This window comes from Bacillus sp. BC08 (genome assembly GCF_054326875.1).
The window spans coordinates 126,933-145,886 of record NZ_JBTGPA010000023.1 but is presented as its reverse complement, the minus strand read 5'-3'; the positions used below and the strand labels follow the sequence as shown (position 1 = coordinate 145,886).

Sequence of the window (18,954 nt, the reverse complement as noted above, 5' to 3'; positions counted from 1 at the left end):
GACCGGCTGGTGCTCAAGGACCGGCTGGTGCTCAAGGACCGGCTGGTGCTCAAGGACCGGCTGGTGCTCAAGGACCGGCTGGTGCTCAAGGACCGGCTGGTGCTCAAGGACCGGCTGGTGCTCAAGGACCAGCTGGTGCAACAGGCGCTACTTGTGCTCAAGGACCGGCTGGCGCAACAGGACCAGCCGGTACTCCAATTCCTGTAACTATCGCGGCAATCGGAAACTCAAATCCACAAACTATATCACCTGGAACAAACATCCAATTCAATCAAGTTTTTGAATTAAATAATATCACTTTCAACGATACTTCAGATACTTTAACAATTTTAGAAACAGGCGTATATGATATTAGTTTCTCAGCATCTACAACTTTCCCAGGATCTTCACCATTTGGATTCGGTATTTCATTCAATGGCCAACCACCTACTCGTAATTTCTCAACTAACGTTATTGGTAGTGCTGTTTCGTTCTCTACAATCGTTACTTTACAAGCTGGTACAACGATTGCTGTACAGCCTACAGCAAACACTATTTCTATTCCTAACACAGGCGATACAACTGCAACACTATCAGTATTCCGAATTTACTAATTTTCACTAAATAAGCATATTTATAATAATATGTATCGTTTTACCGTGCATTAAATCTCTCTTTATATAGAAAGGAGCACTTATTTGGGAGGATAAGTGCTCCTTCTTTACGTTTCTTTACCTCAAATTTACTCTACCTTAATCCTCATTTTGTATGATAAATAGTGAAGTCAAAGATATGAAAGAGGGATGAAAATGAGAGTTATGTCACTAATACGCATTTGGTTTGCTCTTATGGTATGCATTATTTTATGTGTAGGATTTTTTTTAACTCTAAAATATTCCACTATTTCAAAAGCAGAGAGAAAAACTGTTCCATACAAACTTTTGTATACAAAACAAAGCGACATCCCTTATTCCAATGCAACAAATAATGAAAAGAAAGTTATAAAAGGAATGCTTATTACGAAAGCTTCTAGTTCCGAAGCTTTACTTCAAATTGCTGAAACGATTAAAGATCAGTATACAAATAAAGAAATCGATGAAATTACACTTTCTATCCACAATGAAAATAATGGTAATTACGAAGAAGAATTACCTTACGAACCTATTAGTAAAGGAAAAATAATCGTCACATACGATTCTCAATCCTTTGGCAGTACGAACATTATACTTAACGAGTAGTAACTAGTAAGGAGAAGGGATAATTTTAACCGTTTAAAGTTTCATTTTGTTTTTCATACAAAAAAGAGGCGAATTTCGTTATTCGCCTCTTTCTATTACCAAAATGAAGGAATCCATTCTTTCACTTTATCAATCCACTCTTGTTGCTCTTTTTTTCTTTGTTGTTCCTCTTCTTTCCTTCTCTTCTCTTCTTCTTTTCTTCGTTTTTCCTCTTCTATTGTATTCAATTGTTTTTTATAATCAGCCTCAGATATAAGCGATAACTGGAATGCTTTTTGAGCTGGATTGGCATTCGCTTTTTTCATAATATCCCGGAACATTGTCGTCGTAATTTGACTTCCCCCCGGAACATAATGATCACTATCTGTTTTATCATACCCTACCCAAATTGCACCTACTAAATCTGGTGTGTATCCAACAAACCATGAATCCTTTGCACCGGTGCTTGGGCCATTTACAATTTGAGTCGTTCCTGTCTTACCTGCCGTATCAACGTTATTAACTTTCGCCTTTTCGCCCGTGCCCTTTTCGACAACACCTTTTAATAAATATGTCATCTTTTGAGCAATTTTCTCGCTCGTCACTCGCGTCTCTTTCTTATACCACTTTCCAATCGTTTCACCTTCAGCATTTTGTATCTCCCTAATCGCATGAGCTTCCACTTGAACACCATCATTTGCAAATGTACTATACGCTTGAGCCATTACAAATGGCGAGGTTCCCACATGCATCCCGCCTAAAGCAATCGGATACGTACGATCTTCTGGCACTAATGGAATACCAAATCGCTCTAAAGATTTCAATCCTTTATCTAATCCAATTTGCTCTAATAGCCAAACAGCTGAAACATTGTACGACTTTGCCACTGCTTCATACATTGTCACATCACCGTGAAAAGTATGATCACTATTTTGCGGTTTATATTCTTTAATATTAAATGGTTCATCTTTTAATATATCGTATACTTCATATCCTTGCTCTAACGCTGGTACATATACAGCCAGAGGCTTTAACGTTGAGCCAGGTTGTCTTTTTAATTGGGTTGCATGGTTAAACTGTAAAAACTGATACGGTCCTCTACCTCCAACTAAAGCTGGTACACCACCTGTTTTTGGATTCATAAGAACTACACCCGTTTGCATAAGCTGGTCTGAGCTATTATCTTTGAAATAACTCTCATTATTCACAACGTCTTCCACAGCCTGTTGTTTTTTCGGATCAAGCTCTGTATAAATACGATAACCACCCGCTAAAATTTCATTTTGCGTTAATTCGTACTTGTCCATTGCTTCCCTAACAATATAATCTACATATTGAGAGTATTTCCCCTTGTATTTATCATCCACACCACGTTTTAATACAAGACCGCTCTCTTTTTCTTTATTATATTGTTCGTCAGAAATATATCCTTGCTCTTTCATTAAACTTAATACAACATTACGTCGTTCGATTGACTTATTAAAGTTTTTATAAGGTGAATACGCAGACGGTGCTTTAATCAAGCCAGCAATCGTTGCAGCCTCTGCAACTGTTACATCTTTTACATCTTTATCAAAATAAGATTTAGCTGCCCTTTTTATCCCCCAAGCACCTTCACCAAAATAAATTTGGTTCATATACATTTCAATAATTTCATCTTTCGTATACGTACGCTCTATTTTTTTTGTTAAAAAATATTCCTTTATTTTTCGAGAGTATGTGCGGTCTTGGGTCAAAAATACATTTTTCGCAAGTTGTTGCGTAATTGTGCTTCCCCCTGCTACAACTTCTCCTGCTGTAATATTTTTAAAAACTGCACTTATAATTCCACTATAGTAAATACCGTGATGGTTAAAAAATTCCTTATCTTCTACTGCAACAATTGCCTGAACCATAATATCAGGAATATCTTTCCTTTTAACACCTTCTGTTTTAGAGGAAGCTAATTTAGTCGCAACTTCATTATTTGCATCATAAATTAAGGTCGGTTGCGGAACAGCTTGTTTTAATTCAGATATGTCTTGAATGGAAATTATTATATTTATAGCAATAAATAGAGTAGCAAGTAAACTTCCTAATACAATTAATGAATTACGAAGTTTCTTCCTCTTATTGAACCACTCCTGCATTTTTTTTAAGTGAGTGTTCTTCAATTTCATTCGTTCACTTCCTTCGTTTGTTTACACTCTTCTTTTCAAAAGGAAGAATATACCTCCTTTTAAATTTATTATAATAACGTAGTCTTTCCTGTAGTGTAAAGCTTTTCTTTCACATTCATACTTTTTGCAAGAAAAGGACATTCTACAAGTAAGATATTCAATATTGATTATTAATATTATTAATACAACAATGAGAGTTATGTTAAGTTTTTGTAAACTTTTCGATAAAATGTTTTAAAAAACGACAGTTTTTTGTTAGAATTGACTAGCCAATATATTTTACATATATTACTTTTGTGGGGGTAACTAATAATGGTATTTAAATCAAAAAAAGATAAATTTTCTGAAATGTTAATGAATGTTTCCGAAAATTTAAAAGAAGGCGCGCAGTTTTTCGTGGAGTATAAAATTAAAAATGCTAGCGATTTAAAAGAGTTTTCTATGCGCATGAAAGAGTATGAGTCAAAAGGTGACTCATTTATTCACGAAATCATTATGGAGCTAAACAAAGCGTTTATTACTCCAATTGAACGTGAGGACATCCTACAACTTGCAATGAGTATGGATGATGTATTAGACGGATTAGATCATAGTGCTGGTCTATTCGAAATGTATTCTATTACAGAAGCTGATGAATACATGATTAAATTCGTTGAGGCAATTAATCAATGTGCGATTGAGATTGCAAATTCTGTTGAACTACTGTCTAAAAAGAAGTTAGTCGACATTCGTACGAACGCGATTAAGATTAAGGATTACGAATCACAATGTGATGATATTCGCCGTCATGCGATTAAGCACTTATTCTCTCGTGAGAAAGATCCGATTAAAATTATTCAATACAAAGAGATTTACGAAGAGCTTGAAGAAGTAGCGGATAGCTGCCAAAGCGTTGCAAACGTATTAGAAACAATTATTATGAAGAACGCGTAAGGAGTTTGATCATGGATACACTCTTGTTACTGACCGTTTTAGTAGTCATTTGCGCTTTAGCTTTTGACTTTATTAATGGATTTCACGATACAGCAAACGCTATTGCAACGGCTGTTTCAACAAAAGCTCTAAAGCCTAGACATGCAATTATTATGGCAGCTATTATGAATTTTTTAGGTGCGATGACATTTACAGGTGTAGCAAAAACGATTACAAAAGATATTGTTGATCCATTTGCCTTGCAAAATGGTTCTCTTGTAATTTTAGCTGCTTTACTTGCGGCAATAGCATGGAATTTGATCACTTGGTACTACGGTATTCCAAGTAGTTCTTCGCATGCAATCATTGGCTCAATCGCAGGTGCAGCTATCGCTGCGGCCGGTATTAGCTCATTAAATCTTAAAGGGTTCATAAAAATTCTTGAAGCTTTAATCATTTCACCGATTATCGCTTTTGTTATTGGTTATATCGTATACAGTATATTTAAAGTAGTCTTTAAAAACTTTAATTTAACGAAGACGAACAAAAACTTCCGTATATTCCAGATTTTCACTGCTGCATTACAAGCCTATACACATGGTACAAATGATGCGCAAAAAGCAATGGGAATCATTACGATGGCTCTTATGGCTAATAGCTATCATACTTCTAGCGACATTCCGTTCTGGGTACAATTATCTTGTGCGATTGCAATGGGTCTTGGTACTTCTGTCGGTGGATGGAAAATTATTAAAACTGTCGGTGGACAAATTATGAAAATTCGTCCTGTAAATGGTGTAGCTGCCGATTTATCATCATCACTTGTTATTTTCGGTGCAACATTCATTCACTTACCAGTTAGTACGACGCACGTTATCTCTTCTTCTATTTTAGGGGTTGGTGCTTCTCATCGTGTAAAAGGTGTAAAATGGGGAACTGCAAAACGCATGTTAATTACTTGGGTTATCACACTTCCTATTTCAGCTTCTTTAGCTGCTTTATTTTACTCTTTATTACACTTAATCTTTTAATCAAAAGTCGTCTTCCTTATTTTTCTAGGAAGACGACTTTTTTGTGAACAAACCTTTTTCTTATTAAAAAGCGTGTATAATAATTGGTGGATAAGTTATATAGAGGAGTTGGCAATTTTGGAATACATCATGTTACTTTTCATCGGGCTAATCGCCGGGACAGTCGGGAGTCTAGTCGGGCTTGGTGGCGGAATTATTATTGTTCCGTTATTAATCGGATTACACAGTCTATCACCACAACTTGCAGTAGGAACTTCAATGGTAACAGTCGTTTTCACAGGACTATCTTCCACCCTTACTTATATGAAGCATAAACGAGTAGATTACAAAAGTGGACTTATTTTATTTATCGGGAGTGGCCCTGGTGGTATCATCGGCTCGTGGGCAAACAAATTTTTAAACCAAGATACATTTTCTTTATATTTTGGGATTTTCCTTATTTTTGTCTCCATTCTTCTTATGTTACGAGACAAATTAAACCCTCTTGCTTTATCAAATATGACGGTAATTAAACGTTCTTTTACAGATAACGAAGGAAACACTGTACACTATCAATTTCCACCGCTTCTCGCTATCTTTATCGCCTTTATAGTTGGTTTTATATCTGGGTTATTTGGAATTGGTGGCGGTGCCTTACTTGTTCCAGCAATGATGCTACTTTTTGCATTCCCAGCACATATCGCTGTAGCAACTTCGATGTTTATCGTATTTCTATCAGCAATTGTAAGTTCTGCAACTCACATCTCCCTTGGAAATGTCAGCTGGATTTACGCATTAATTCTTATTCCTGGTGCATGGATCGGCGGAAAAATCGGGGCTTATATCAATACAAAATTAAGTGGTAAAGCCGTAATTAATTTATTACGTATCACATTAATTATTCTCGGGACTAGATTAATTATTACTTCTTTTTTATAACGTATTCTTTTTAGAATGCGTTTTTTCTTATACACATGAATATAAAAATCCTCCTAAGAGAACAAATAAAATTAAACAAACACATAATAGCATATAATTTGAAATATGTACTTTATTCAAGTTGACCACTCCTATAACTGCGACTGTTATCTTTATGATAGCGAAAAAATAGTTTACTTGCAGTTACAAAGTGCTAACAATGCAAAATCATTTATTACAAATTTTATCCTTATATTTCATTTCTTTGTATATTCTATCGGTTTAATAAAAAAAGATGTCATATTGACATCTTTTTTAATGAAGAAGTGACCATCCCATAAAATCCTCATGTACTTGGCACGCCCTCTTATCGTTTCGATCATATAATTCAGCATAACTATCTGTTTCTTCATCATAAGCCATCGTATAAATAATTTGGCCGTCTACTTCAACGGATAATACGACTCCACCTTTCATCTCTTCTACATGAATGATAGCATTCGCCGGAATTCTCATATCCGTCATTTTTATCGCATCTAACAATATACTAAACCCCCTACAGCGTATTCATTGCTAGTACTATTACACACTAAATAGTATACTACTGTAATAGCATACATTTCGTCAATGAAATTGCTGTTTAAATAGCATATTGTCTTTATACATATACGCTACAATAAAAGAAATAGAAATGTTTAAATGGGGGGCTAACATTGATTCTACACAAAGGAGATGTACTATTCCGTCAAGGTGAGGACGGTCCTTTATATTTTATAAAAACAGGCTTATTAAAAGTAGTAAGGATCGAAGAAGATGGAACACCATTTTTATTCAACATTATTGTTCCAGGTGAAACGATACCTCACCATTCTTTAATTTCACCGAAGGAGTATCACGGTACAACAATCGCTTTAATGAAAACAGAAGTTGAACCTATCATTAGTAGTGAATGGTACGATCAACTTCAGGCAAATCCCGCTTCATACGCAAATATCGCTATGCAATTACAATCAAAATTGAGAATGATGCAGCAGCGTATTGATCAATTGACAACCGTCTCTCCGAAAGAACGTCTTCATCGTTTACAAGAATGGTTCACACTATATTTAGGTGACATTCCTATATATGAAATATTAACGCAAACTGAAATCGGCCAACTGATTGGTATACGCCGTGAAACGGTAAATCGACTATTACGAGAACAAATAAAAAACGAGGTAAAATAATACCTCGTTTTTTTTGGCTTATTCAAATTACATCTATTCTAAGCTTGCTGCTGGACCGAAAAATTCATAATGAATATGCTCTTGTTTCACACCTAAATCAGTTAGTGCAGCATTTATATGTTTCATAAATGGTACGGGACCACAGAAATAAAATTCTGCTTCCGTTGTCGGAATAATAGTTTGTAACCATTCAGCTTCAATGAAACCTTCTTTATCAAAATTCTTCATTTCTAAATCTTTTTCAGTTGGTGCAGAATAGCAAGTGTATGCTTTAACTTGCTCGTATTCATTATCTACTGCCTCAACGTGTTCTTTCATTGCATGTGTATTACTATTTATCGCTGCATGAACAAAACATACATTACGTGTTGAGTCTTGTTCAATTAACGTATTTAGCATACTCATCATCGGTGTAATCCCTACTCCACCACTAATTAGTACAACTGGTAAAGTTGAATCCATATTTAATACGAAATCTCCTGCTGGTGCACTTACTGGTAACATATCCCCTTCTTCCACATGATCATGTAAGTAGTTAGATACTTTACCATCCGGTGTATCTACACCTTTTTCTTTTTTTACACTAATACGATAATATTCTTTTCCAGGAGCATCTGATAAGCTATATTGACGATTATGTGTATATGTTTCACCTTCGATATTTATTTGAATCGTTACATATTGTCCTGGGATGAATGAAGAGACTTTCCCGCCATCTTCAGGTTTTAAATAAAATGACGTAATAACATCGCTTTCCTTCACTTTTTTAATAACTACAAAGTTACGGAAATCTTTCCATCCACCTTCTTTATGTGCCGCTTCTTCATACATCTCTGCTTCAATGCTAATGAATGCATCAGCAATGACACCATAAGCTTCTCCCCATGCATTTAAAACTTCATCAGGTGCACCTGCAACCTCTTTAATTGCGCGTAGTAAACATGTACCTACAATCGGGTAATGCTCTGCTTTAATACCTAAACTTCTATGCTTATGACCAATTTGTTTTACAACTGGAATAATAGCTTCTAAATTATCAATGTACGTTGCAGCTGCATAAACAGCATTTGCTAGCGCTTGTTGTTGTCTTCCCTTTTTCTGATTTGTATGGTTGAAAATATTCAATAACTCCGGATGTTCCGAAAATAAAATTTCATAAAATCGCGTTGTAATTTCAACGCCTTTTTCTTGTAATAATGGTACTGTTGACTTTACGATTTCAATTGTTTTTGCACTTAACATTGTATCCCACTCCTCTATTTCCTTAACTGTTTTTAGTTTAACTGAATTGTATAGTACATATTGTGATTTTAATCACTATTCACACGGTGTTTTTGTGAAAAATATATGAACATTGTACTTTCATAAGAAAATAAGCCAACTAGAATGCTAGCTAGCTTATTATTATTTGGACTGTATCGCTTGTTCAATTACCCTTATATCTTTCCCATCTCCAAACTCTGTATACCCCCAGATATTCGTTTCACCTCTATATTTATTTACGATAATATCCAAGTCATGGTATACACGATGCGCATAAACTACATACTCAATATTTTGAAGTTCCACACCTTTTTTTGCAATTTCATAGCTTCTATTTACATCACGTTTTATTTTTTCATTCTTTATTTCTGTATGTATATTTTTTAAAGACGATTCTTGCTGTTGAAACCATTGTTTCAATTGGTTCCAGTCCCCTTCTGTATAATTCTCTGCTTTACCGTAATTTAAGAAATTATTATAACTTTCATGTGTCATACGAATAAAATCCAGTACTTTTGTCTCTTCTTGTACATCTTCTATTTGAGCTATCGTATTTACCTCAGCAGGCTTATTCGCATAATGTAATAGCACTTTCATAAGACTATAACTCGCAATGATCATCACGATAATAATCCCGAATACACGTAACAATTTCTTCATATACAGAACCCCTTCTCTACTAGAGATATTACAATGTAGTACTATACTTGTAACATTCTCTCGTAGAAATATAATTCCTGTATAAATTCTTCCTATCATTTCGACAATATTTTTCTATACATTCCTCGTTGGCAAATGTTCTTGTAAAACCATATACCCTTCATAAGCTGCGTAACCGAGTATAGCCATTAATCCGATATAACAAGCAAATACCGTCCATTTCGTTTTCGTATCCACTTTGTAATAGTTTTCCTGTTGTCTCTTTTCTGTATCCCATTCCTGTAATTTTCTTTCTGATATTTCAAATGCTTCTCTTATATGAATTGTATGTGTTTCTTTTTCCTCTTCATATGGAACGTAATCAAGTGGCTCAAACTTTGGTAAAATGTACTCTAACACTGCAATCTTTTGAAGTTCTCCTGTTTTTAATTCTTTCTCTCTTTCTTTTTGTCTTAATACATTTATTTCATGTTGCATCATATATATATTTCGATGCACTGCACCCGTTTCTTTTAACTCCTCTTCAAGCCTTGCAACATATTCTTTCATTCCATCAATTCTATATCCTAATTCCTTAATCGGCTCATCTCGCTTTATTACTCTATATAATTCCATACAACCGATAACAACAATAAATCCTCCCAAAATACTTTTAAAGTAAATGGAATAACCGAGCAATACAATAAGACCCGCTCCCCAAATCTTTGTACTTACAACCGAGATAATTCGTCCACCATCTAATGGAGAAACTGGAATCAAGTTAAAGAAGTTAATCATACTTCCAAGCAAAATAATTAATGCCCAAAATGGCTCTTTCGTTATTATATAAAGTGGAATCGCAGGTAAAAATGACACCAATCCGAAAAGAGGACCCATATAGGCGATGTAAGCTTCATCTTTCGCATTTTTCGGCATCTCTTTCATCCCAATAAGAGCACCCATAAATGGAATAAATATTGCTGGTGATGTTGGTATACCTTTTCTTTTCGCAGCCCATAAATGGCCCATTTCATGGATAAACAACAAATAAATGAGCGCTACTCCAAATTTCCAACCATATATAACTGCGTATGCACCAAGTGATAGAAACATACTAAATACTGTTGAAAACTTTGCTAATTTAAAAATTGCAAATACCCACTTTAACTTAGAAAGTAAAAATAAACCTATGGCAACAATAATGCCCCATAATCCTTTTTTATTATTTTTCATATTCCTCTCCTTTATCTCTCATTAATGAATCATATTTATTCATTAAAGCTGGTTCTTTCTCTATTATGACATATTTTTTTCTATTGTTAGAAATAATGTTTATATAATCCATTTTTAGCCAAAAATATAAATAAAAGGAGGTGTATACGAATGAATTTACAATCTCTCATAATAGGCGCTCTATCGTTTTTAGCTTCAACTCTTATTTTTTATACCGTTAGCTACGTACTATTATTAGATTTGTTGCCAAATCACGTATTTATTGCTTTTATCATCCTTTCCGCTCTTATGATTTCTTTTCTTATTACACGAAAATCAATGAATGAGCCATCTGCAAAAGCAAAGTAATAGAGAGGGGACTTCCCCTCTCTATTATCATTTCCTAGGAAAGGCCATATAGACTTTACATTCATCCCGTAATTAAAGTTTCACTTTATCTTTGGAAATTCATTTTTTCACCATACTCTTTAACAATTTGAATGATATTTTGAAAAACACCTATTTTCTCTTTTTTACTATCTAATATTTTTAAATCATAATTTTCATAATATGTTTCTAATGCCCTTAATTGTGATTCTGAAGCATCTTTTATCGGAACAGTAGCATGCAATTCATACTGTTTATACCCTTCCTTTACCTTTTCTCCTAAAATTTTTTCACTCTCTTTTGCTCCAATTAACTTTTGAACTTTTTCTGGAAAAATGACTTGTAAATAATATTCTTGCTCCTTCTCTAACTTGTTGTATAGTGATTGTGAAATCGTATACCGCACCGTGTAATTCACTTTTTGATCACCTGCTTTAATATGAAACGCAGTAATCTGCAAATCTTTTTTTGTTACTTCCGTTAAAGGACCTGCCTGCATCTCACCTTCTTTTTGTTCTGAAATATTTGGAAATATAGCTAACAGCTTTTCCGTATCTTTTTTATTTAGCATGTACATAACGTTCTTATATTGTAGCCATCCTCGTCTATCTTCTCCTCTTAGCCATGCATAATAAGTTTCTTTTTTTCCATCTCTACTAATTTGTATTTCATATTCCGGCTCACCAAAACTACCTGTTACGTCTTGTTTTTCCGCTTTATCTATAATATCTATTACTAACTTAGCTTCTGATTCCTGTAACTTTTTCTCTTTACCTTTTTTTTGTATAACGGTTACCCCTATTGTTTCTTTCACTTCATTCACCGTCTCTTCTACTTTTTTTGTTTCTTTTTTTTGCTCAACTTGACTACAAGATGCTAGTAACATAGCAAACAACAATAATAATACATATTTCCTTTTCAACTTAATCCTCCCTTTACAATAAGAAATCCTTATAATCTTCATACAAAAAACAAAAACGTGACACACTATAAAATACGCTATACTAAGCATTGAAAGGAGGTCTTTTTCATGTCCATTAATTTTCACGATGCAAATAATAAATACACATACGCACAGCGAGACGCCCATATTTCTTGGGGTGAAATGATAAAGAGTATTACAAATATACAAAACAAGCAAATAATCGATATCGGCTGTGGTGGCGGTATTTATACGAAAGAACTTGCCCTTATGGGAGCAAAAAGTGTTGTTGGGCTTGATTTTTCAAAAGAAATATTACAAGCTGCAAAAGAAAATTGTAGCGGTTTCCCAAACATTTCTTTCATTCACGGTGATGCACATAGCGTCCCATATCCTAATGAAACATTCGACATTGTTATTTCGCGCGCAGTGATTCATCATTTACAAGACATTCCAACATTTCTACGTGAAGCTTCTCGTATATTAAAGAAAAACGGTGTACTCATTGTACAAGACCGAACCATTGAAGATTGTACAATTCCTGGAAGCCCCGAACACATTCGTGGATATTTTTTCTCTATCTTTCCAAAGCTCATTGAAATTGAATCAAAAAGACGTCCAAAAACCACCACGATACAACAAGAATTACAAAAATATTTTCTTCACGTGTTCCCCACTCAAACACAATGGGAAGTACGAAAAATACATGATTCTGTAGAAGCATTGTTACAAGATTTATCACCTCGAACAGGTCGATCCATTCTATACGAATTAACAGATCATGAACTTTCTCAACTTCTACAACAGGTCCAGACCGCCTTACAAAACACCTCTCCTATCATTGAAAGAGATCGGTGGACAATTTGGAGTGCCATGAAATTGTAAGGAAGGAAGCCTCACAAAATAATGTGAGGCTTCCTTCTTTCATAATCTAATTTTGCAACACTCTTGATATCCTCCACTTCTGGCCTGTGCACTTCCACACTTCGGACATACTAAATATCTGGACTGATTTGTCAACAAACTACCTTTTTGAAAGAGTAAAACTTCTGCTTGTTTAAACGAACGCGAATAATATAACCACATAAAACCAATTATAGCAATAATGCCAAATAATACTCCCATCGCAAGCATTTCAGTCACCTCTTTTGGTTTGTTCTTTCCAGCAAGTGGATTGTTGTATTATTCTCTGCAAATTCAAACAATACCTTCTTTACTCCTAGAAATATCAACTTTCTCTATAAATTTTACAATTCTCCACAAAATTTTACTCCCGTTTTACAATCCACTATTCCCTTCACATCAACGAATATCACATGGAATATTTCCGTAAATACATATACCTTTCAAAAAATATATTGACTTTCAAAAAAAAACATGCAACAATACTGTCAGAATACTTGAATAAAAATTCATTGACGAGAACGAGTACGTTATAGGACTGTCCCCCCAGAGAGTTGGCGAATTGCTGAAAGCCAACGTTCAGTGCGTAGCCGAAAATCATCTCCGAGAAGTAGAACCGAATGTTACAGTAAGTTCTTACCGGCTGTCCCCCGTTACAAGGAACACGTATCATGTTGTACGTTGTAAAGCCGTATACATATAGACTCATTTCTACATGTATAAATTAGGGTGGTATCGCGGGTAAATATAACTCGTCCCTTTCTTTAGGGACGAGTTTTTTGTGTTCTTACAAATGAATTTAAAAAAGGAGGAAAAACAATGAACACTGTATCAAAAAAACACATTTTTTTCACGGGTCTTATGCTATTTTCTTTATTTTTTGGGGCAGGTAATTTAATTTTCCCTCCCATGCTTGGACAAAATGCAGGTGAAAATTTTTGGCCGGCAATGATTGGATTTTTACTAACAGGAGTCGGTTTACCATTATTAACTGTTATTGCAATTTCTTTATCCGGAAACGGTATGCAACAACTCGCAAGTCATGTTCACCCATTATTCGGAATTTTCTTTACTGTAGTTGTATACATCGCAATCGGTCCTTCTATGGGAATTCCACGTGTTGCGAATGTCGCTTATGAAATGGGCGTTAGTTCCTTCTTACCAGAAACAATTCGCTCTAGTAACCTAGCACTATTTTTATACACGGTCGTCTTCTTCGCTATCGTATTTTGGCTTAGTTTAAATCCATCCAAACTCGTCGATCGCATCGGAAATATATTAACACCTATTTTATTACTTTCTATTTTCTTATTATTTGTTAAAAGTGTATTTACACCACTCGGGCAATCCGGACCAGCAATGCAAGAGTATCAAACTTCTCCAATCTTCAAAGGCTTTATGGAAGGATACTTAACGATGGATACCATTTCTGCACTTGCATTTGGAATTATCGTTGTAAATGCCATTCGCTCTAAAGGTGTAAAGGATCGTAAATCCATTGCCATCGCAACAGCGAAAGCAGGACTTATTGCCGCTACTGGTCTCGTACTTGTATATGGTGCACTTGGTTGGCTCGGTGCAACTAGCGTCTCTCTCGGGTATGCAAAAAATGGAGGACAATTACTTACTGTTATCGTGCAAGAATTATTCGGTCCATACGGTTTACTTCTATTATCTCTTATCGTTACACTCGCTTGCTTAACGACATGTGTTGGACTTGTATCTGCATGTAGTCAATATTTCTCAACATTATTGACTACATTTTCATACCAAATGTTCGCGAGCATCATTTGCGCATTAGGATTATTAGTTGCCAACTTAGGATTAACAAAAATCATCGCCATCTCTGTTCCAATTCTACTTGTTGTATATCCAATTGCAATTGTACTTGTTCTACTATCATTACTTCATAAATATTTTGGTGGATATCGCTCTGTTTATGTAGGTGCTTTAATTGGAGCAGCTTTCGTAAGCGTATTTGATGGATTAAAACAAGGTGGTATTTCAGTTTCATTTATCACTCCATATTTTGAATTTATCCCTTTATATAATGAAGGAATCGGCTGGCTCATACCAGCAGTAGCCGGATTTCTTATCGGCCTTATAATTGCTAAGTTAAGCGGTGCGAAAAAAGTGCCCTTACTAAACGAATCTCATGAAGTAAAAGCATCCTAAAAAACTCCCTTTCGGGAGTTTTTTTACATTTGAAAAGCAGTATGGTTAAAACTGCTTATTTTATAAGCTTTCGTATAATAGTCGATATTTGTATCCACTGTTTCTACTTTGACAACATCATAGCAATCTTCTTGTTTCACTAAAAATAAATAGTACTCTTCTGTCGCCTCAACAATTGCAATTTTATCGGTTTCCACATTATATTGTTCACACAGCGCTTGCAATGCGTTCACATAATCCCCTAATTTTTTAGACTTATCCATGCCAAATATAGTTTGAACTAACATATACATTCTCCCCTTTGTATGTACTGTTAACAACTTAATGATAACGCTTACATTTATTAACGTCAATAAAAAGATTTGGCGCAAACTAATAATCAGTGGGGGTAACCCCCACTGATTAAAGTTTCACTTTATCATTTCGTCAATTGATGTCTAAACGCATAAATAACCGCCTGCGTCCGATCACTTACATTTAGCTTATTTAATATATTACTCACATGTGTCTTTACTGTTTTGAGGGCAATAAACAATTCGTCTGCAATCTCTTGATTACTTTTTCCCTCTGCAATTAATAACAAAATTTCAGACTCTCTTTCTGTTAGCTCCTCATGCAAAGGTTGTTCTTTCTTCTGACGCATGCGAGACATCATTTTACCAGTAACTTTTGGTTCTAATACCGTTTCTCCATCATAAGTAGCTCGTACAGCGTCTGCTATATCACTCGCTCTAGATGTTTTTAATAAATAACTAGTTGCTCCCGCCTCAATAACAGGATACAATTTCTCATCATCTAAAAAGCTCGTTACAACTACAATTTTCGCTTCTGGCCATTCCTGAATAATAGCACGTGTTGCTTCAACCCCATCCATCTCGTCCATGACAAGGTCCATCAAAATAATATCCGGTCTTAATTGCAAAGCTAACTCTGAACCTTTTCTTCCATTTTCAGCTTCTCCAACTACTTCAATATCTGGCTGCGTTGATAAATATGCTGATACACCCATTCGAACCATTTCATGATCATCAACTAATAATACTTTTATCATGACTCTCCCCCTCTCTCAATCATAATCGGTACTTTCACTTCTATTTGTGTACCTTTATTTGGAAAACTAAGTACTTTTAATGTACCACCAATTTCATGAACGCGCTCTTGCATTGATCTTAAACCATACGAACCAGCCTTATTAACCCCTACTTTAAAACCGACACCATCATCAATAATTTTCAATATTGCATATTGCTCAATTTTACGTAGACGTACTTCCGTTTTCTTTGCCTTCGCATGCCGTAAAGTATTAGACAGCGCCTCTTGTACAATACGGAATAAATGATCTTCTACACCTTTTTTTAATTGAATTGGTTCAATTAACCATTCAATTTTCATATGTTGCTTTCTAGACAGTTCTGTTAATAATTCTTCTATACCCTCTGTTAGTTTCTTACCTTCTAACTGCACTGGGCGTAGATGAAGAAGTAATGCTCTCATCTCTGACTGTGCATTTACAACCATATTTTCAACAAGCTGCAACTGCTTTTTCGTCATTTCTGGAATTTCAGCTACTTGTTCATTAATAGCCGACATCATCATCGACATTGCAAAAAGCTGCTGACTTACAGAATCATGCAGCTCCCTCGCTAATCGATGCCTTTCCTGGGAAATCGCTTCTTGTCTCATCTCTTCATTCCAATGAGCTCGTTCATTCGTTACTTTTTGAAAGAGTCCAGCTTGCTCCTCTAATCGACGAGCCAGAACGATTACTTTTCGTTCCACTTCATGAAATTCATCATCTGCAGTAAATGAAACATCGCTCGGAAAATTCCCTCGCTCTACTTCAAATAGAAAAGTATTTAATCCTTGTATACGCTGCTCTATATAGTAACCGATTGCATATCCTACAATTCCCCCGATAAGTAAACTTGTAGTCATAATAAACAAGCCAATTGGAACAGAAGCGATGGATTCCTTCCATAATAAATCATACACTTGTTGCTCGCTTTTCCATACATATACAATTGTACAAATAAGTGCGATACTAACAGAGGACAACATAGAATAACGAATATACATCCACGAAATATTTTTTTGTTTTTTCATTATACTTTCCTCACTTCCGTATCGCCTACGACAAGCGAAGAAATAATTTTAATACGACGAGGAGCCTCTTTATACTGCTCTGTTCTAAATGTAACATTGCGGTTAAATCCTGTTTCTTCATGACCTGGCAGAAGCACACGTCCGACAATAACAGAATGATTTAAAGACAGTTCAATATCATATGGCACATATAAACGGATATTACCAACGACACCGCGAATAACAATTACCGTCTCCCCTTCTGGGATCATAGCAGTTGTTAAATCTATTTCCACATCACAAGCACCATATTGAACATTAATATCCTCAAGTTCATAAATATGATCCATCATTCGTATATTCCCTACAAACATATTTTTTAAATACGGTTCTGTACGATATATTTGCTTCTCTTCGTCTATAATTCCTTTTTCTTTAATTTCAACCTTCATTGCTTTTTGCTGATGTCCTTGTTGAATCAGTTGATAACCAATTAAAGCTAAACAAGCAAATACGACAAGAACAAATGCTGCTGATGAAAATAAGAAGAATAAAAATACGATACCACCAACAAATAAAAATACATTTCCCCGTACGTAACGATTCTTTTTACGATAATGCCTTCCAAACATAAGCATAATAAATGCAAAAATGAGACCACCTGGTTCAAAATGTCCAAGTATCATATCAAGAAAAAGACCGAATCCAAATATGATGAGGAGCATCCCCATTAATTGTGTTTTTGAAAAATGCTTCTTCATTTCAGCTCCCCCCTTCTTTTCACATATACATAGAAGAAAAGGCATTGCTTTCCAACACCTTTTCTCCTATCACTATATCATAAGCCTGTTTTATAATATACTACTATTATTTTGTTAACTCTTTCGTTAACGATACATCATTCTTTTCTTTCATTTCACGCTCAAGCTTTGCAATCTTCATATCAAATGTGTCACGTTCATGCTCCTCATTCATACGAGTTTCTAAGTCACGAATATGATCTTCAATTTCTTCAAAGCGTAAGAATGGATTATTTTCATCCATTTTATGCATCGCAGTATTCATACGACGATTTGCATGTGCCATATTTTCACGTGCCATTAGTTCCATGCGCTTTGCGTGCATTTCTTTTAATTTATTTTTCATTTCAGAAAGACGACGCTCTAACTCATCGATTTGCTCTACAACACCTGCATACATTTCTTCTAATCGAGTTACTTGCCCTTCATAATAAGCTACTTCTTCTAATGCACGTTCGTGTAACTGTAATTCGCCTGCTTCTTGAGCGATGATAGCCTGTTTTGATCTTTTATTAACGAAATAACGTGCTTGCTCAAGCTCACGAGCGAAATTAGATTTTAATGTTTTATGACGCTGAATTAACTTCTCAATTTTTGTTGTTTCACGCTCACTATCGCGTAAATATTGATTTAACATAGCGATTGGATTTTTTCTTTCTTTCTCATCTAACACATTATGAAAATCTGCTAAAATTGCATCGCGTACACGTCCGAATAAAGATTGTTTCATTATAATCTTCCTCTCTTCTACTTTATAAATTTAATTTGATTTTTATTAATTTTTTATTAGTTTTTCATTAACTTGTTCCACTCATCTTCAAAGTTGCTATATGGTTTAGAACTTTCTGGTGCAGAATCAACAACTACATTTTTTTCTTTTTTCCACTCACGGTATCCGTAGTATAAAACTACTAATGCTGCGATACCGATTAGTGCTGGGGAATGAGAAAGGGCGATGGACAAGCCGATCAAACCAACAATACCCCAAGCTAACTTTCCAAAAAATGATTGTGCTCGCACAAATGATTTATAGCTCCAATACACAACTCCTGCTCCAATTGCGAACCCTATAATACCAGCAAGACTGCCAAGAGCAATTAAAGCTAAAATACCAGCCGCGATAAACGCTAGAAATTGTTTCATCTTGTGC

The 18,954-nt window shown here is 35.1% G+C and carries 22 protein-coding genes and 1 other annotated feature; of the genes, 9 read left to right on the top strand and 13 right to left on the bottom strand.

Features of this window, described 5'->3' with window-relative positions:
* A partial coding sequence (locus tag ACXVYO_RS05670; RefSeq protein WP_458466252.1) for a Gly-Xaa-Xaa repeat protein occupies nucleotides 1–593 on the top strand: 593 nt, incomplete at its 5' end.
* Nucleotides 594–788: 195 nt separating this feature from the next.
* Nucleotides 789–1,217 carry a hypothetical protein gene (locus ACXVYO_RS05665; RefSeq protein ID WP_458466251.1) on the top strand — a complete coding sequence of 143 codons (429 nt, stop codon included), beginning with the start codon at nucleotides 789–791 and terminating at the stop codon, nucleotides 1,215–1,217.
* A gap of 95 nt (nucleotides 1,218–1,312) precedes the next feature.
* Here ACXVYO_RS05665 and ACXVYO_RS05660 read toward each other — a convergent pair whose 3' ends face one another.
* Nucleotides 1,313–3,355 carry a transglycosylase domain-containing protein gene (locus tag ACXVYO_RS05660; RefSeq protein ID WP_458466250.1) on the bottom strand — a complete coding sequence of 681 codons (2,043 nt, stop codon included), beginning with the start codon at nucleotides 3,353–3,355 and terminating at the stop codon, nucleotides 1,313–1,315.
* Nucleotides 3,356–3,667: 312 nt separating this feature from the next.
* On the opposite strand from ACXVYO_RS05660, the gene ACXVYO_RS05655 reads away from it, so the two are divergent.
* The 3 genes from ACXVYO_RS05655 to ACXVYO_RS05645 all read left to right on the top strand — a co-directional run bounded on the left by ACXVYO_RS05655 (nucleotide 3,668) and on the right by ACXVYO_RS05645 (nucleotide 6,216).
* On the top strand, nucleotides 3,668–4,288 hold the full coding sequence (locus ACXVYO_RS05655) for a DUF47 domain-containing protein (protein WP_000231446.1): 621 nt from the start codon (nucleotides 3,668–3,670) through the stop codon (nucleotides 4,286–4,288).
* Between the two features lie 11 nt (nucleotides 4,289–4,299).
* Nucleotides 4,300–5,298 (top strand): inorganic phosphate transporter, encoded by a 999-nt coding sequence (locus tag ACXVYO_RS05650; protein WP_061680306.1) that lies wholly within the window; start codon nucleotides 4,300–4,302, stop codon nucleotides 5,296–5,298.
* Between the two features lie 117 nt (nucleotides 5,299–5,415).
* Nucleotides 5,416–6,216, top strand: coding sequence for a sulfite exporter TauE/SafE family protein (locus ACXVYO_RS05645; RefSeq protein WP_458466249.1), 801 nt, complete (start codon nucleotides 5,416–5,418; stop codon nucleotides 6,214–6,216).
* A gap of 294 nt (nucleotides 6,217–6,510) precedes the next feature.
* On the opposite strand, the gene ACXVYO_RS05640 is transcribed toward ACXVYO_RS05645, so the two are convergent.
* The gene (locus tag ACXVYO_RS05640) at nucleotides 6,511–6,738 is read right to left on the bottom strand and encodes a hypothetical protein (protein ID WP_000882907.1); all 228 of its coding nucleotides are present in this window, start codon (nucleotides 6,736–6,738) and stop codon (nucleotides 6,511–6,513) included.
* A gap of 170 nt (nucleotides 6,739–6,908) precedes the next feature.
* Between ACXVYO_RS05640 and ACXVYO_RS05635 the strand changes: the two genes are divergently transcribed.
* Nucleotides 6,909–7,421 (top strand): Crp/Fnr family transcriptional regulator, encoded by a 513-nt coding sequence (locus ACXVYO_RS05635; protein ID WP_458466248.1) that lies wholly within the window; start codon nucleotides 6,909–6,911, stop codon nucleotides 7,419–7,421.
* A gap of 33 nt (nucleotides 7,422–7,454) precedes the next feature.
* On the opposite strand, the gene hmpA is transcribed toward ACXVYO_RS05635, so the two are convergent.
* The 3 genes from hmpA to ACXVYO_RS05620 form a co-directional block, all read right to left on the bottom strand.
* On the bottom strand, nucleotides 7,455–8,663 hold the full coding sequence (gene hmpA / locus ACXVYO_RS05630) for an NO-inducible flavohemoprotein (RefSeq protein ID WP_458466247.1): 1,209 nt from the start codon (nucleotides 8,661–8,663) through the stop codon (nucleotides 7,455–7,457).
* Nucleotides 8,664–8,825: 162 nt separating this feature from the next.
* On the bottom strand, nucleotides 8,826–9,344 hold the full coding sequence (locus tag ACXVYO_RS05625) for a hypothetical protein (RefSeq protein WP_242250978.1): 519 nt from the start codon (nucleotides 9,342–9,344) through the stop codon (nucleotides 8,826–8,828).
* 114 nt (nucleotides 9,345–9,458) lie between these two features.
* Nucleotides 9,459–10,556 (bottom strand): site-2 protease family protein, encoded by a 1,098-nt coding sequence (locus ACXVYO_RS05620; protein WP_458466245.1) that lies wholly within the window; start codon nucleotides 10,554–10,556, stop codon nucleotides 9,459–9,461.
* Between the two features lie 150 nt (nucleotides 10,557–10,706).
* Between ACXVYO_RS05620 and ACXVYO_RS05615 the strand changes: the two genes are divergently transcribed.
* On the top strand, nucleotides 10,707–10,904 hold the full coding sequence (locus tag ACXVYO_RS05615) for a hypothetical protein (RefSeq protein WP_001978191.1): 198 nt from the start codon (nucleotides 10,707–10,709) through the stop codon (nucleotides 10,902–10,904).
* Between the two features lie 85 nt (nucleotides 10,905–10,989).
* Here the strand turns inward: ACXVYO_RS05615 and ACXVYO_RS05610 are convergent, their stop codons facing one another.
* A complete protein-coding gene (locus ACXVYO_RS05610) occupies nucleotides 10,990–11,844 on the bottom strand; it encodes a hypothetical protein (RefSeq protein ID WP_458466244.1) in 855 nt (284 codons plus the stop codon).
* Between the two features lie 108 nt (nucleotides 11,845–11,952).
* Here ACXVYO_RS05610 and ACXVYO_RS05605 point away from each other — a divergent pair, with 108 nt between their 5' ends.
* On the top strand, nucleotides 11,953–12,729 hold the full coding sequence (locus tag ACXVYO_RS05605) for a class I SAM-dependent methyltransferase (RefSeq protein ID WP_458466243.1): 777 nt from the start codon (nucleotides 11,953–11,955) through the stop codon (nucleotides 12,727–12,729).
* Nucleotides 12,730–12,768: 39 nt separating this feature from the next.
* Here ACXVYO_RS05605 and ACXVYO_RS05600 read toward each other — a convergent pair whose 3' ends face one another.
* Nucleotides 12,769–12,978 (bottom strand): hypothetical protein, encoded by a 210-nt coding sequence (locus ACXVYO_RS05600; protein ID WP_000880630.1) that lies wholly within the window; start codon nucleotides 12,976–12,978, stop codon nucleotides 12,769–12,771.
* 272 nt (nucleotides 12,979–13,250) lie between these two features.
* Nucleotides 13,251–13,510 (top strand) — a binding site (T-box leader).
* 56 nt (nucleotides 13,511–13,566) lie between these two features.
* Between ACXVYO_RS05600 and brnQ3 the strand changes: the two genes are divergently transcribed.
* Complete coding sequence (gene brnQ3, locus ACXVYO_RS05595; RefSeq protein WP_458466242.1) at nucleotides 13,567–14,922, top strand: branched-chain amino acid transport system II carrier protein BrnQ3; 1,356 nt, start codon at nucleotides 13,567–13,569, stop codon at nucleotides 14,920–14,922.
* Between the two features lie 23 nt (nucleotides 14,923–14,945).
* Here the strand turns inward: brnQ3 and ACXVYO_RS05590 are convergent, their stop codons facing one another.
* The 6 genes from ACXVYO_RS05590 to ACXVYO_RS05565 form a co-directional block, all read right to left on the bottom strand.
* On the bottom strand, nucleotides 14,946–15,284 hold the full coding sequence (locus tag ACXVYO_RS05590) for a DUF3922 domain-containing protein (protein ID WP_242251129.1): 339 nt from the start codon (nucleotides 15,282–15,284) through the stop codon (nucleotides 14,946–14,948).
* A 56-nt stretch (nucleotides 15,285–15,340) separates the two neighbouring features.
* A complete protein-coding gene (locus ACXVYO_RS05585; protein ID WP_000598709.1) occupies nucleotides 15,341–15,973 on the bottom strand; it encodes a response regulator in 633 nt (210 codons plus the stop codon).
* The gene (locus ACXVYO_RS05580; RefSeq protein WP_000744332.1) at nucleotides 15,970–17,025 is read right to left on the bottom strand and encodes a sensor histidine kinase; all 1,056 of its coding nucleotides are present in this window, start codon (nucleotides 17,023–17,025) and stop codon (nucleotides 15,970–15,972) included. The genes ACXVYO_RS05585 and ACXVYO_RS05580 overlap by 4 nt, the downstream gene beginning before the upstream one ends.
* Nucleotides 17,025–17,765: a cell wall-active antibiotics response protein LiaF gene (liaF, locus tag ACXVYO_RS05575; protein ID WP_001980963.1), complete on the bottom strand. Its 741-nt coding sequence runs from the start codon at nucleotides 17,763–17,765 to the stop codon at nucleotides 17,025–17,027. The genes ACXVYO_RS05580 and liaF overlap by 1 nt, the downstream gene beginning before the upstream one ends.
* Before the next feature lie 106 nt (nucleotides 17,766–17,871).
* Nucleotides 17,872–18,534 (bottom strand): PspA/IM30 family protein, encoded by a 663-nt coding sequence (locus ACXVYO_RS05570; RefSeq protein WP_001980961.1) that lies wholly within the window; start codon nucleotides 18,532–18,534, stop codon nucleotides 17,872–17,874.
* 56 nt (nucleotides 18,535–18,590) lie between these two features.
* On the bottom strand, nucleotides 18,591–18,947 hold the full coding sequence (locus tag ACXVYO_RS05565) for a lmo0954 family membrane protein (RefSeq protein WP_000808634.1): 357 nt from the start codon (nucleotides 18,945–18,947) through the stop codon (nucleotides 18,591–18,593).
* Nucleotides 18,948–18,954: the final 7 nt, after the last annotated feature.